This window comes from Chloracidobacterium sp. N (assembly GCF_018304765.1).
Taxonomy (GTDB): Bacteria; Acidobacteriota; Blastocatellia; order Chloracidobacteriales; family Chloracidobacteriaceae; genus Chloracidobacterium; species Chloracidobacterium aggregatum.
The window spans coordinates 955535-969864 of sequence record NZ_CP072643.1; the positions used below are offsets into that span (position 1 = coordinate 955535).

The following is a 14330-nucleotide window of genomic DNA, read 5'->3' on the forward strand; positions in this document are numbered from 1 at the left end:
TTCCAAAGGCAAAGCGTTTGTGAACTTCCCTCAAGTCACCGGGCAGGATTCCTGATCGGTGAAGAAACGGCAATGGCAGCTTTCAGTTCCCGTTCCCGTGCTGGTTGGCGGGCGGCGTGGCCGTCCGCCGTGGGGAGCGTGGCGCTGTCGGCTGGGGGCGCAAAAGCAACAACCGCGCGCCATGTGGCGGTACGAGCGCGGCAAACACCTGGTCAAACGTCCCGACATCACGCCGCTGCCACACATCCCGTACAGTACAGCGCCCGCGCAATCCCAGGTCACGCCAGTTCGCTGTGACCGTCTGCGTGTCGTTGCTGCGGTTGAACAACCCGACCGCCAGACGGCCGTCAGCCAGCGGACGCGCCCAGACTTCCGTTCCATCCTGTGCTGTATCGCGCCGGGTGGCTGGTACGCCCAACTCGTCCTGGTCAATGCCAATGACTTCGGGATTCGTCAGCAGCCGCCGGGTGAACTCATCCAGCCGGGTCAGATCACAACCCAGGATGAGCGGGGCTGCCAGCAGCGCCCACAACGTCATGTGCGTAATCTGTTCGTCCGGCGTCAGGCGCGTCGGACGGGTCTTTTCCCCCCACCCGACAACCCCCAGCACAAGCATGTCCGGGTCATTCCAGCCGCCGGGCCCGGCAAACCGTGCCAGCGGCGAGTGTCGAAACCCAATCTCCGCGACGCTTTGCCACGTGTCCTCGATGTCGCCCGTCGTCCGCCAGAGGTTGCCGCCAATGTCGGGTTGGCGCGCCCACGTCCACACCTCGCCCATGCCGTATTGACAGATGGCATAAACGATGTCGCGGTCGGTTTTGTCGAGTGCCGTCCGCATCACGATGTATGGCTGCTGCAGTGCCTCCGGTGTCTTCTGCCGCGCAATGCCCTCGTACGAACACCAGTCATGCTTGAGGTAATCCACGCCCCAACTGGCATACAGCCGGGCGTCAGCTTCCTCGTGCCGCCAACTGCCGACATAACGCCCACAGGTAAACGGCCCCGGCGAGGTGTACATCCCGAAAAGCAGGCCCCTGGCATGCAGCCAGTCGCCAAGGGCTTTCATGTCCGGGAACCGTTCGTTGGGCTGCATGACGCCCTCCGGCGTACGGCGGCCCTGCCAGCCATCGTCAATGCAGACGTAGCGGTAGCCATGAGCTGCCAGCCCGGTCCGTTCAAGGGCTTCGGCGGCGGCGCGCACCTTTTCGTCCGAAACCTGCGTGCCCCAGACGTTCCACGAGTTCCAGCCCATGGGCGGCGTCAGCGCCAGTTTGTTCCGGCCGGCGACAATGCGCAGCGTGGCCCGCGCCGTGCCGTAGCGGTTGCGCAAGGTCATCGAAACCGGCGTCACGCCTTCTTTTTCCACCCGGCCGCGGATGACACCTGTGGCGGCATCGAAGGTCAAGCCGGGCGGCAGATTGGTGACGGTGCAGGTCAGCGGGGCGGCGCCGGTTACGGGCAGGCGGTAGATGAACTCGCGCCCCGGCGTCGTGCCCACCACGCGGGGGCCGTTGAGGCGTGGCGTCGGTTCGTCGTTGGCCGCGATGTCCGGGTAGCTCGGTTCGGCCGGAGGCTCTTCCGGGAGGGCGGACACCGGACGGGCCGCCCGCGCCGCATGGACAACCGGCCACGGCATGGCTGTCAGGGCAAGCAACAGCACGCTGATGAGAAACCGCATTGCAGGCAAAATCCTTCACCTCGCCAGAAAAATCCCCACCAGCCGGGACTTTACCGCTTCGGGACACCGCGGCCAATTTGTTGAGTCCGGGATACTTGGTGCTGTGGACAGGGGGCCGGCGCAGCGTCCAATGTCTGACCTGCCCCGGATTGTGCTACCAATTCCGCCGGCGTTTCTGAAAACTCCCGGAAACGGAACACGGCGAAAGATGCAGGAAACCGAACCTGCTGTATGAAAGCCAGTGTGCCGGGGTTCGTTCTGTGAACAGCCATGAACAGGTAATCTGAATGACTGCGGAACAGCTTGGACAACGCTACGCCGGCGACTGTGCGTATCAGTCTGTGGGAAACTCCGTGGTAATTCACGCCGACTGCCTGGAGTGGATGCGTCGCGTGCCGGGCGAATGTTTCCATGCCATCGTCACCGATCCGCCATACGGGCTGAAAGAGTATGACCCGGAACAGTTGGCCAAACGCTCAAACGGTCACGGCGGTATCTGGCGCATCCCACCTTCCTTTGATGGGCACACCCGATCACCGCTCCCGCGCTTCACGGCCCTGAACGGGAAGGAGCGGGAACAAATCGAAGTGTATTTTCAGGAGTGGGCAATGCTTGCCCTGCGGGTCCTGTACCCAGGCGGGCATCTTTTTCTTGCCTCCAATGTTTTTCTGTCGCAAACCGTTTTTGCGGCTCTGGTCCGCGCCGGCCTGGAGTTTCGGGGGCAGGTCATCCGGTTGGTGAGAACCCTGCGGGGCGGGGACAAGCCCAAAAATGCCGAAGAGGAGTTTCCCGATGTCTGTTCCATGCCGCGTGGGTGTTACGAACCCTGGGGCATCTTCCGCAAGCCACTACCTAAAGGCATGACCGTCAGCGAGTGCCTGCGACAGTTTCAGACCGGCGGCTTGCGGCGCAAGCCCGATGGCAATCCTTTCGAGGACGTCATTGAAAGTGAACGCACGCCACGAAAAGAACGGATGCTGGCCAATCATCCGAGCCTGAAACCGCAATCTTTTCTGCGCCAGCTTGTGTATGCTTCTTTGCCGCTTGGCGAAGGCATTCTTCTTGACCCTTTTATGGGTTCAGGCTCCACGATTGCGGCTGCCGAGGCAGTTGGGTATTCTGCCCTCGGTATCGAGAAAAACCCGGATTACTACCACTTAAGCCTGACGTCCATACCGGCTTTATCGGCACTTGACGTCAAGGAAAATCAAATGTCTCTTCAGTTGCCCTAAGTCCGGTATATCCAGTTTTGCTTCATCTTCTCAAGTCCACTTTTGTTGACGCTGGCTGTTATCGTCCGACGGCTCGTGGCTGAGCGGCCGGAAAAATTCCAGTCTTGCTTGTCAAGTTTGGCCCCATAAACCGCCTTGAACTGAAAAGGCTTGGGTTGCGTGACCTTCTCATTGGGTGAGTTGCAATCAATCTGAAATACCAGAAGCCAAACGGATTCAGGATTATGTCCCTGCCAACCACTTGAGTATTTTGAAGCCTTTACTTCTATGCCCTCGTCTGTGTGAAGAACGGCATTTTGGGGGAAAATTCCTGTTGGAATCAGGTCTGGATGCCCATTGTGGTGTTGATTCTTTACCAGTTGCGTGCAGTAGAAGGGAATTCTGTAAACGATGTACTCTCCAACCAAACTACTGAAGGTTGCTGGCATAAGAAGACATTCGAGGCGGGGTATCCCTTTTGAGTAAAGCTGCCTGTTGACAAAGCCCAGAAAGTCATTCATGGCCTGGTGCAGTTGATTGAGTTGCAAGCCATACGGAAGCGTGGACTTTTGGTTGAAGCCGCCTGGATTCACCGGGACAGGTGTGCAGACGGCAGCAGTATCCGACATAGCGGCAGGTCTTCTTATCCGGCGAGTAATGCCAGCAGTCCGGCTTCGTCCAGAACCGGAATGCCCAGCGCCTCGGCCCTGGCCAGCTTCGAGCCGGGATTTTCACCCACCACAACATAATCCGTCTTCTTGCTGACGGCGCTCGTCACCCGTCCGCCAGCCGCCTCGATGCGCGCTGTCGCTTCCTCCCGCGTCAGGTTGGGCAGAGTTCCCGTCAGTACGAACTGCTTGCCTGCCAGCCGCGCCGTCGTACCCGCACCGGACGAGTCCAGCCGGGTCACAACACCCGCCGCCTCCAGCCGTGCCACCGTCTGCTGATGCCGGGCGTCGGCAAACCACTGACGGATGTGCGCGGCTGTGGACGGACCGATGTCCCGTACGGCCACCAGCTCCGCCTCCGAAGCCGCCGCCAGTGCCGCCAGCGAGCCGAAGTGCTGGGCCAGAAGTTGCGCCTTGCGGCGGCCGACATCGGGAATCCCCAAGGCAAAGATAAGCCGTTCCAACCCGGCCGTCCGGCTGCGCTCAAGCTGTGCCATGAGATTGGCTGCGGACTTTTCCCCCAACCGCTCCAGTGCCGCGACCTGTTCGGCCGTCAGGGCGTAGAGATCGGCAACGTCCGTCACGAGGCCCTCCCGTACCAGCTTGTCCACGAGCACTTCGCCCAGCCCTTCGATGTCCATCGCCGGACGGCTGGCAAAATGCTGTACCTGCTGCCGCAGCTTGGTCGGGCAGTGCATTTCAGGGCACCGCCACGCCACCTCACCTTCCGGGCGCACCAGCCGGACCTGCCGCTCCGGGCAGCCCGGACAGTATTCCGGGACACCAACCGGCGTCTCCGCGCCCGTGCGCGCCGCCATGACCACGCCCACAACCTGCGGAATGATGTCGCCGCTTTTTTCGACGATGACCAGATCGCCCTGCCGTACGTCAAGCCGCTGAATCTGGTCTTCATTGTGCAGGGAAGCGCGCGCCACAGTCGTCCCGGCTACAAAAACCGGTTCGAGTTCGGCCACCGGCGTCAGCGTACCCAGACGACCAACCTGCCACGTCACGCCGCGCAGCCGGGTTTGGGCCTGCATCGGCGCAAATTTGTAGGCAACCGCCCAGCGTGGCGCTTTGGCCGTCGCGCCCAACTCGTCCTGAACGCGCACCGGGTTGATTTTCACCACTACGCCGTCGGTATCGTAGTCGCGCGCCATCCGCTGGCTTTCCATTTCGGCGCAGTACGCCAGCACCTCATCCAGCGTCGCGCACCGCCGCGCATGAGGATTGACCGGAAAACCCGCCTGGCGCAGCCATTCAAGACTTTCCCAGTGCGTGGCAAAGGGTTTGACGCCGTCGGCAAACAACTCGTAGCAGAACATCGCCAGCCGCCGACTGGCAACCACCCGTGAGTCCAGCAGCTTCATCGTGCCGGCGGCAGCGTTCCGGGGATTGACGAAGGTTTTTTCGCCTTCAGCTTCAAGGTCGGCATTAAGCCGCCGGAACGCCGAAAGAGGCAGATAGACCTCGCCCCGTACTTCGATGTCAGCCGCCAGCGGCTGCGCCAGCCGCAGGGGAATCTGTCGGATCGTACGGGCATTTTCCGTCACCAGATCGCCGGTCAGCCCATCGCCACGGGTGATGGCTTCCGTCAGCAGTCCGTCGGTGTAGCGCAGCGCCAGACTCAGGCCGTCAATTTTGAGTTCAGCCACGTAGTCAAACGGCCCGTCACAGGCGCGTCGGCAACGGGCTTCCCATTCGCGCAGTTCGTCAGGCGAATAGACGTTGTCCAGCGACAGCATGCGAATCCGGTGCGGCACAGAGGCAAAGCCTTCGCTGGGGCGTCCGCCAATCCGCTGCGTCGGACTATCGGGCGTGATGAGGTCGGGAAACTCCGCCTCGATGGCCTGAAGCCGTTTGACGAGCTGATCGTAGTCGTAATCGCTGATGACCGGCGCATGCTGCTGGTAGTACAGCTCGTCATGACGCGCAATTTCAGCCCGCAGGGCTGCCGCTTCGCGCTCAGCGGCCTCCCGCGTCAATGGCAGAGATTCCGAAAACAGGGTGGGAGAGGCGTCAGACATCGTAGTTGGTTGCGGGCGCGGCGGTCAGTCGTCGGCCAGAAGTCCGTCTATGGCCTGCTGCAACTCCGCTTCGGTCAGGGAAGTGATGACAAAAATTTCCTGGACGCCCCCGCTGGAACGCGCCTGAAGTTTGAAGCCGCCGACAATCGGCACCGTGACCCGAATCGTCAGAGGCAGCGGGCGTCCCTTGGCCTGTCCCAGGCGGCCCGGCGTCACCGTCTTGACGCCGGGCACTTTGCACAGGCGCGTCAGCACGGGGATGAGTCCCGGAATGTGGGTCGAATGGTTCCACACCAGGCGACCTTCGGCTGCTTCCGAAGACTTTTTCCTGACCATGCCGACGCCTCCCAAAAGAAAGCTGCCAGTGGAGGGCCTTCAATTGCCTGTCCCAGGCCCGTTGCCCGGCCCGGGCAGCCGGCCTGTCACTGTAGTGTCATGGGCTTGGGCTGTTTCGGGTCGCTGTAGTCGTAAAAGCCGCGTCCGGTTTTGCGACCCAGCCAGCCAGCCGCCACCATGCGCGTCAGAAGCGGCGGGGGCGCGAACCGCCGTTCCCGGAAGGCATCGTACATGACATTGGCCACGTTGAGGAGGACATCCAGCCCCACCAGGTCGTTGAGCATCAGCGGCCCCATGGGATGCCCCGCCCCCAACTTCATTGCCTGGTCAATGTCGGCTATCGAGCCGACGCCCTCTTCCAGCGCACGGATGGCGTCGAGCGAGTAGGGCACGAGCAGGCGGTTGACGATGAAGCCCGTCTTGTCCGTAGCCTGAACAGGCGTTTTCCCAATCGCATGCACAAAAGCCGTGACCTGCTCGGCCACGGCGGCGTCGGTCAGAAACGACCGGACGACTTCCACGAGCGCCATGCGCGGGACGGGATTGAAGAAGTGCAGGCCGAGAAAACGGGTCTGCCGCGCCGGTGAAACGACACCCGCCATCTGGGTAATCGAGAGCGAGGAGGTGTTACTGGCAAAGACCGTTTCCGGCCGGCACAGTTCATCCAACTGGCGGAACAACGTCTGCTTGGCAGCCAGGTCTTCCACGATGGCCTCGATGACGAGGTCACATCCCGCCAGCGCCGCAAGCTCGGTCGAGCCACGCAGCCGCTGCTGGGCCGCACTTTTGGCTTCATCTTCCAAAAGCCCCTTCTCGACCAGTTTCGACAGGGATGAAACAATCATCGTAAAACCGCGTTGCAGCCGGTCGTCGTCCGCTTCGACCACCACCACATCCAGGCCAGCCTGAATCACGGTTTGGGCAATACCGGCGCCCATCGTGCCGCAGCCGACGACGCCTATGTTGCGCAGTTCAGTCATACCGTTATGATTCCTTTCAAATGAAAAGTGCTTGCGCCTCAATGTCGCAAAAGTTCAGCTCCACGGCGCAAAAATTCATGTCAGAAAAATTCGTGCCAGTCCGCCTGGCGGCTGGTAAGGTAACACCGATTTTCAGGAAACGAGGTCTGAATGTCTCATGGGCGCTTACACCGATGAACATGCCAGAAAGGGGCTGGATGCACCGTTGCCACCCATCGAGTGCTGGGCCAACCAGTTTCCGAACTACCGAATTACGATTCGCATCCCGGAGTTTACGTCCGTGTGCCCGCTCACCGAGCAGCCGGATTTTGGGACGGTGACCATCACCTACGTGCCCCGTGACCGCTGCCTGGAGCTGAAATCGCTGAAACTTTACATGCACGCCTACCGCCAGTTGGGGATTTTTTACGAAAACGCCATCAACCGCATCCTGCGCGATGTCGTTGCGGCCTGCGATCCGGTCGAATGTACGGTCACGGGTGACTTTACACCCCGCGGCGGCATCAGTTCCCTGGTCGAAGCCACCTACCAGGCTGCCCACCGCCCGGCCTGAACCCGTCCATTTGCGCCTACGGAGGAATTGTCCTATGACCGCACCTGCGCCGCTGAGTGTTCGTGACCGTGTCTCGCCGGAAGAATGGCAGGCGCGGGTTGATCTGGCCGCCATGTATCGCCTCACGGCGCTGTATGGTTGGGATGACCTGGTGTTTACGCACATTTCGATGCGCGTTCCGGGGGAAGACCACCACTTTCTCATCAATCCCTACGGTCTGCTCTTTGAAGAAGTGACGGCCTCGAACCTGGTCAAGATTGATCTCAATGGGCAGATCGTCATGGAAACACCCTACCGCATCAATCCGGCCGGCTTCACCATTCACGGCGCCATTCATGCCGCGCGGGAAGATGCCCGGTGTGTGTTCCACACGCACACGCCACATGGCATTGCCGTTGCCGCCCAGGCCGAAGGGCTGCGGCCGCTTTCCCAGCAGTCGCTCTTTGCCCTTGCCAGCCTTGGGTATCACGACTACGAAGGCGTGGCGCTCAATGAAGACGAAAAGCCACGTCTGGTGGCCGACCTGGGCGACAAGCAGATTCTCATCCTGCGCAACCACGGCCTGCTGACTGTCGGGCGGACGGCCGCCGAAGCCTTCCTGCTGATGTACGTCGTGGAAAGCGCCTGCCGCATCCAGGTTCTGGCGCAGTCTGGCGGGCAACCGCTCGTGACGATTCCTGAGCCGATTCTGCGGGGCATTCGCGCCCAGGCTGACCAGGTGACGCTTGGGTTGGGCGCTGAACTGGTCTGGCCTGCGCTGCTGCGCAAACTCGACCGGGTGGACGCCTCATACCGTAACTAGTGCAACGATACCGGAACCGATGGAAACCGCACCGCTGGCAACCTGGTTTGTCGCTCTGACGCTGGCCTACCTCATCGGCGGCCTGCCTTCGGGCTTCCTGATTGCCAAAGCCGTGACCGGTGAAGACGTACGGGCTTCCGGGTCGGGAAGTACCGGGGCGACGAATGTCGTCCGCAAGGCCGGACTCGCGGCCGGGCTGGCAACCTACGTGCTGGATGTGGCCAAGGGCCTGCTGGCGCTGTGGCTGGCGACGCGGTGGTTCGGATTGTCCGCGCCCACAGCTCAGGGCGCCGTGGGGCTGGCGGCCGTACTGGGGCACATGTTTCCGGTCTATCTCGGCTTTCGCGGCGGGAAGGGTGTGGCGACCGGAGTGGGCGTGTTTCTGATGCTGTCGCCGTGGGCCACGCTTCTGTCGCTCGGAGTCTGGGTGGTTGCCTTTGCCCTGACGCGCGCGGTGTCGCTAGGTTCGCTGCTGGGGGTGGTCGCGCTGCCGCTTGGCATCTGGAGTTGTGATGGCTGGTGGGCGGGGCGTCCGTCGTCCGTCTGGTTGCCGACCCTGGTGTGGTCGGTTGTGATTGGTCTGGTCATTGTTGCGCGCCACCGCGAGAATCTCCAGCGGCTCTATCGGGGCACGGAATTGACCTTTGGAGAGACGCGGCTGCGTTCGACGCCGCCACAGGGTTCCTGAGCCTATGTCCAACACGGTGCTGGTGGTGGATGACGAAGCCACGATACGCCTGTTTTTCAGAAAAATCCTGACCAAGGCCGGCTTTGCCGTGCTGGAGGCCGTGGACGGAGAAGACGCCCTGCATCAGGCCGAAGCCGCCTTGCCGGGGGTGATTCTGCTGGACTGGGTGATGCCGGGTCTGGATGGGCCTGAGGTGTGCCGTTTGATTCGCACCAATCCCAAATTGCTCGACAGCCAAATCATCATGCTGTCGTCGCGCAGCGAACTCGAAGACCGGGTGCAGGGGCTTGATGCCGGGGCGGATGACTACCTGGTGAAGCCCTGTGAAACCAAGGAACTTCTGGCGCGGGTGCGCAGCGCCATGCGCATTCACGAACTCAAACACCAACTGCGCGAAAAAGCTGCCCAGCTTCAGGAAACCGTTGCCAAGCTGGAAGAGCTGGCCCACCAGCGGGAGGAATTCACGGCCGTGCTCGTCCACGACATCCGCTCGCCACTCGCCACAGTCTATGGCGCATTGGAACTGACGGAGCTCCGGGCGGAGGAAACCGGCATCCTGGATGACGACCTGCGCCGGATTTTTCAGCATGGCTACCGTACCCTCGACCACATCACCCGGCTGGTCAACGAGGTGCTGGACTTTTCCAAGGCCGAAGCCGGGGAAGCCACGCTCGAACTGGAACTGGTGGCTGCCGGGGAGCTCGTCCAGGAAGCGGCTGATCAGGTCTCCCTCAACGCCGAGCGCAAGGGCATCACCCTGCGCGTCGAGTGCCCGGCTGACCTGCCCAGTCTGCTGCTTGACCGGGGCAAAATGCTGCGTGCCATCGGCAACCTGCTCTCCAACGCCATCAAGTTCACGCCCGCCGGCGGTACGGTGTCGCTGCGCGCCGAGCAAACAGAAGGCGTCGGGCTGGACGCGGGTAAAAGTTTTCTGGTCATTCACGTCGAAGACACCGGGCCGGGTATTCCGGCCAAGGACCTGCCCTACATTTTCAACCCCTACTACCAGGCCCGGCAGCGCACCCGGCAGTTGGGCACCGGACTGGGACTCGCCATCGTGCAGCGCATCACGGCCGCCCATGGCGGGCAGGTGAGTGTCAAGAGCGCCGAAGGTGTCGGAACTGCCTTTACCATCGCCCTGCCGACAACAAACACGTGCCTGCTTTCGTCATCCTCTGCGCTGCCGGCGGCCGACACGGAAATGGGTTGACAAGGCTCTCCGTTATCATCCATCGTTCGTCCGTCATAACGGATGACTTTGACAACCTGACGTGGCGATTTAGGCAACTTGCTCCACGCTAAAAACTGCTAAAGCGCCGGTGGTTTTGAGCCGTACCTACCCCGCACGCTTTGGGCAAAGCGTGCGGGGTAGTTGCTTTTTGGGGCTGCGCCGGGTCATTTCACGCCGGTCACTTCACGGAGGATGTCCCAATGGCGGAATACCACTTCGATACCCTGGCCCTTCACGGCGGCTACGCGCCCGAGGCAACAACGAAAGCCCGCGCCCTGCCGATTTACCAGACGACCTCGTACCAGTTCGACGACGCCGACCATGCCGCGCGTCTGTTCGCGCTCAAGGAGTTTGGCAACATCTACACGCGGCTGATGAACCCCACGACCGACGTGTTCGAGAAACGCCTGGCTGCGCTCGAAGGTGGAGTGGCCGCGCTGGCGACAGCTTCCGGGCAGGCAGCCGAAACGTTGGCCATCACCACGCTTGCCAGCGCCGGTGACAACATCATTTCAACCAACTCGCTCTACGGCGGGACGTACAACCTGTTTCGCTACACCCTGCCCAAGCTGGGCATCACCGTGAAGTTTGTGGATGCCGACGACTTTGCCGGCATCGAGCAGCTCATCGACGAACGCACCAAGGCCATCTACTCGGAGACCCTGGGCAATCCGAACCTGCTCGTGACCGACATCACGCGCCTTGCTGAAATTGCCCATCGCCACGGACTGCCGCTCATCATTGACAACACCGCCGCTTCGCCGGCGCTGTGCCGTCCCATCGAGCACGGCGCAAACATTGTCATCGAGAGCGCCACGAAGTTCATTGGCGGTCACGGGACAAGCATTGGTGGGGTCATCATTGACGGGGGCAACTTCGACTGGAAGGCTTCCGGGCGTTTTCCCGATTTCACGACGCCCGATCCGTCCTACCATGGCATCGTTTATACGGAAGCCTTTGGCCATCTGGCCTTCATCATCAAGGCGCGGGTGCAGGGCCTGCGGGATACCGGCGCGGCGCTGTCGCCCTTCAACGCCTTCCTGCTGGCGCAAGGGACGGAAACGCTCTCCCTGCGCATGGCGCGTCATTCGGAAAACGCCCTCGCTGTCGCCAACTTCCTCAAAAACCATCCCCACGTCGCCTGGGTCAACTATCCGGGTTTGGCGGAAGGCGAACAAAAGGCGCGGGTGGAAAAGTATCTGCCCAAGGGGGCCGGGGCGCTCGTGACCTTCGGGATTCAGGGCGGTTACGAAGCCGGCAAACGCTTCATCAATTCGGTCAGGCTGTTCAGCCTGCTGGCCAACATCGGCGATGCCAAGTCCCTGGTCATTCATCCGGCTTCAACCACGCATTCCCAGCTTTCCGAAGAAGAACAGCGGGCGACCGGTGTGACGCCGGAGATGATCCGGCTCTCCGTCGGGATTGAGGACATCCGCGACATCCTGGCCGACCTTGACGCCGGGTTGCGCAGCGCCGTCATTTCGGAAACACCGGCGGCGCAATCGGCCACGGCCTGAAACCTGCGAGCTTCGTCGGCGCCGGCGCTCTCTTGTGACGGTTCGGGCTGAGAGAGTTTCCGTCCCAGCGCCTGGCGTCGGCGATGGTTTTTGCCTGCGGCGCTTTTCCTTCCCGGCGGGAAGGAAAAGTTGCCGGGGCCCTGAAAAAACGCCATGGATGCCATCGAACCAACGGTCGAGTGCGATGTCACCCTCGACGAGCATCCCTTTCGCCTGGAAGCCGGGGGCGAACTGCCGGAGGTGACGCTCCGGTGCGCCTGGTACGGCCAACCGGAAACGGCTCCCGGCGGCGTCATTCTCGTCTGCCATGCCCTGACCGGCTCGGCCCGGGTGGCCGACTGGTGGGGCGGACTCGTGGGTCCGGGGCGCCTGCTGGACCCGGCGCACTATGCCATCGTGGGCATCAATGTGCTTGGCTCCTGCTATGGTTCGACCGGGCCGACAACACCTGACCGGCAGCGCGGACGCCCCTACGGAGCGCGGTTTCCGCTGGTGACCATCGGGGATATGGTGCGCGCCCAGTACCTTGCGCTGCGGCAACTGGGCATCCTGCGCCTGACGGCCGTGATTGGCGGTTCGATTGGGGGCATGCAGGCGCTGCGCTGGGCCACGGATTTCCCCGCCGTGCTCGATGTCTGCTGCGCCATTGGCGCGACGCCACTGCCGGCCATGGGGTTGGCGCTCAACCATCTTCAGCGGCAGGCCATCCTGTCCGACCCCGCCTGGCAGGATGGCGACTACACGACGCAGCCGGTGGCCGGACTCGCCCTGGCCCGCGCCATTGCCATGTGCAGTTACAAGTCAGCGGCGCTGTTTGATGCCCGTTTCGGCCGCCGTCCCGACCGGTCAGGTGAAGACCCCCGAAAGACGCTGACCGGAAGATACGACGTAGCCGGCTATCTCGACCACCAGGGAGAAAAGTTCGTCCGGCGGTTCGACGCCAACAGCTACCTTGTGCTGAGCAAGGCCATGGACACCTTCGATCTCACCGACGCTGACCTGGCGCGGATTCGCGCCCGGATACACCTGGTGGGGCTGTCTTCGGACTGGCTTTTTCCGGCAGCCGGCGTCCGCGCGCTGGCCCACCGGCTGCGGGCGGTCAAGGTAGCGGTTCAGTATGATGAAATTACGACCGACCATGGTCACGATGGCTTTCTGGCCGAACCCGATGCTGTTGCCCCCTGCCTGCGTGCGGCACTCACGACCCAACCCACATGAACCCAACACCATCTCTTTCCGTGCCTTCGGCCGCCAACTCCGGGCTGTGCCCCGTGGTGATGAAGTTTGGCGGCACTTCGGTTCAGGACACGGCGGCCTTTGAGCGGGTGGCCGCCATCATTCGTCGGCAGCAGGGACAGCCGCCCCGACAGCAGCCCGTCGTCGTGGTGTCGGCCATGGCCGGGATGACCGATGCGTTGCTGGATGCCGTCAAGCGTTCCCTGGAACAGGACACGACGGCGGCGCTGGAGTGGCTGGAACCCCATTTTGCCCGCTACAGCGAGGTGGCCGAACGGCTGACTGATGGCATCGCCTACGGTGCATTCGTCCACGTGCTCTATGCCGCACGCGAACACATCGGGCAGGCGTTGGAAGTGATGCGTCGCTATCCGGGCACCATTCCACCGCTGCGCGATGAAGTCGTGGCCTATGGTGAGCATCTTTCCGCCGCGCTGCTGGCGGCCGTTCTGTCGGGTGACGGCACCGCCTGCCGTACGGTGGATGCCCGCACCTGCATTGTGACGGATGATGTTTACGGGCGGGCGCGCCCGCGCTGGGATGCGACGCAAACCCACACCCGCCAGGTTTTGGAGCCGCTGCTGGCGGAAGGAGTCATCCCGGTGCTGGGCGGCTTCATCGGCGCGACCTTTGACGGCGCGACCACGACACTTGGCCGCGGCGGCTCGGATTATTCGGCCACCCTGATTGGCGCAGCACTTCAGGCCTGCGAAGTCCAGATTTGGACGGATGTCGCCGGCATTTACTCGGCCGATCCACGTCTGGTTGCCCAAGTACGGCGGCTGGACACGCTGGCCTACGGGGAAGCCACCGATCTGGCACTGTACGGAGCGAAAGTGCTGCATCCACGCACCATCGAGCCGGTCGAGCGGTTGAGCATTCCGGTGAGCATTCGCAACTCGTACGACCCGGAAGCTGGCTACTCGACGATTAGGGCTTCATCCGGCGCTCCGTCCGGGGCCATTCTGGCCGTCACCCACCGCAACGGTGTGGCGGCCGTTCACGTGCGTCCACGGGGGAGCTGGCGCGCGGCGGTGGCCCTGGACGAAATGGCCCAGATTCTGGACGCCCACGGCATCCTGGTCGAGCACTTGGCGGCCTCGCGCCTGGGGCTGACGGCCACAGTGGAGGACGGCGAGGCACTGGAAGCGGCCCGGCGCGACCTTCAGACCTGTGGCGACGTGCAGGTGACGACCGACCGCGCGCTGCTGTGTGTCGTCGGCAACTTCGGAACTGAGGCCACGGAACTACATCCGGCGCTGAGCGAAATTCTGGCCGAGTTTCGTTCCACGCCGCTGTTGCCCCATCCATCGCCCCACGCGCGTCTGTTTCTTCTGGCGGAAGCTGCCGCGCCGACGGCCGTCCAGAAGCTGCACGCACAGCTCATTGAAAATCCAGCCTGA

13 protein-coding genes are annotated in these 14330 nt (G+C 62.4%); 8 read left to right on the forward strand and 5 right to left on the reverse strand.

The window, feature by feature from the left end; genetic code table 11:
- Nucleotides 1-82 precede the first annotated feature (82 nt).
- Nucleotides 83-1678 carry a putative Ig domain-containing protein gene (locus J8C05_RS14935; RefSeq protein ID WP_211423538.1) on the reverse strand — a complete coding sequence of 532 codons (1596 nt, stop codon included), beginning with the start codon at nucleotides 1676-1678 and terminating at the stop codon, nucleotides 83-85.
- Nucleotides 1679-2061: 383 nt separating this feature from the next.
- Between J8C05_RS14935 and J8C05_RS14940 the strand changes: the two genes are divergently transcribed.
- On the forward strand, nucleotides 2062-2910 hold the full coding sequence (locus J8C05_RS14940; RefSeq protein WP_459543879.1) for a DNA-methyltransferase: 849 nt from the start codon (nucleotides 2062-2064) through the stop codon (nucleotides 2908-2910).
- On the opposite strand, the gene J8C05_RS14945 is transcribed toward J8C05_RS14940, so the two are convergent.
- The 4 genes from J8C05_RS14945 to J8C05_RS14960 form a co-directional block, all read right to left on the reverse strand.
- Nucleotides 2907-3518, reverse strand: coding sequence for a hypothetical protein (locus J8C05_RS14945; protein WP_211423540.1), 612 nt, complete (start codon nucleotides 3516-3518; stop codon nucleotides 2907-2909). The genes J8C05_RS14940 and J8C05_RS14945 overlap by 4 nt on opposite strands.
- 14 nt (nucleotides 3519-3532) lie before the next feature.
- Nucleotides 3533-5584: an NAD-dependent DNA ligase LigA gene (gene ligA, locus J8C05_RS14950; RefSeq protein WP_211423541.1), complete on the reverse strand. Its 2052-nt coding sequence runs from the start codon at nucleotides 5582-5584 to the stop codon at nucleotides 3533-3535.
- 24 nt (nucleotides 5585-5608) lie between these two features.
- The gene (locus J8C05_RS14955) at nucleotides 5609-5920 is read right to left on the reverse strand and encodes a DUF2103 domain-containing protein (protein WP_211423542.1); all 312 of its coding nucleotides are present in this window, start codon (nucleotides 5918-5920) and stop codon (nucleotides 5609-5611) included.
- A gap of 86 nt (nucleotides 5921-6006) precedes the next feature.
- Complete coding sequence (locus tag J8C05_RS14960; protein ID WP_211423543.1) at nucleotides 6007-6900, reverse strand: 3-hydroxyacyl-CoA dehydrogenase family protein; 894 nt, start codon at nucleotides 6898-6900, stop codon at nucleotides 6007-6009.
- Between the two features lie 157 nt (nucleotides 6901-7057).
- Here J8C05_RS14960 and queF point away from each other — a divergent pair, with 157 nt between their 5' ends.
- The 7 genes from queF (at nucleotide 7058) to J8C05_RS14995 (ending at nucleotide 14330) form a co-directional block, all read left to right on the forward strand.
- Nucleotides 7058-7453, forward strand: coding sequence for a preQ(1) synthase (gene queF, locus J8C05_RS14965; RefSeq protein ID WP_211423544.1), 396 nt, complete (start codon nucleotides 7058-7060; stop codon nucleotides 7451-7453).
- Nucleotides 7454-7487: 34 nt separating this feature from the next.
- Nucleotides 7488-8255 carry a class II aldolase/adducin family protein gene (locus J8C05_RS14970; protein WP_014100806.1) on the forward strand — a complete coding sequence of 256 codons (768 nt, stop codon included), beginning with the start codon at nucleotides 7488-7490 and terminating at the stop codon, nucleotides 8253-8255.
- 19 nt (nucleotides 8256-8274) lie between these two features.
- Entirely contained in the window at nucleotides 8275-8943 is a 669-nt protein-coding gene (gene plsY, locus J8C05_RS14975) for a glycerol-3-phosphate 1-O-acyltransferase PlsY (protein ID WP_211423545.1), read from the forward strand.
- A gap of 4 nt (nucleotides 8944-8947) precedes the next feature.
- Nucleotides 8948-10153 (forward strand): hybrid sensor histidine kinase/response regulator, encoded by a 1206-nt coding sequence (locus tag J8C05_RS14980; protein ID WP_211423546.1) that lies wholly within the window; start codon nucleotides 8948-8950, stop codon nucleotides 10151-10153.
- Between the two features lie 221 nt (nucleotides 10154-10374).
- Entirely contained in the window at nucleotides 10375-11691 is a 1317-nt protein-coding gene (locus J8C05_RS14985; RefSeq protein ID WP_211423547.1) for an O-acetylhomoserine aminocarboxypropyltransferase/cysteine synthase family protein, read from the forward strand.
- 153 nt (nucleotides 11692-11844) lie between these two features.
- Complete coding sequence (gene metX, locus J8C05_RS14990) at nucleotides 11845-12909, forward strand: homoserine O-acetyltransferase MetX (RefSeq protein ID WP_211423548.1); 1065 nt, start codon at nucleotides 11845-11847, stop codon at nucleotides 12907-12909.
- Entirely contained in the window at nucleotides 12906-14330 is a 1425-nt protein-coding gene (locus tag J8C05_RS14995; protein ID WP_211423549.1) for an aspartate kinase, read from the forward strand. Before metX ends, J8C05_RS14995 begins: the two co-directional genes overlap by 4 nt.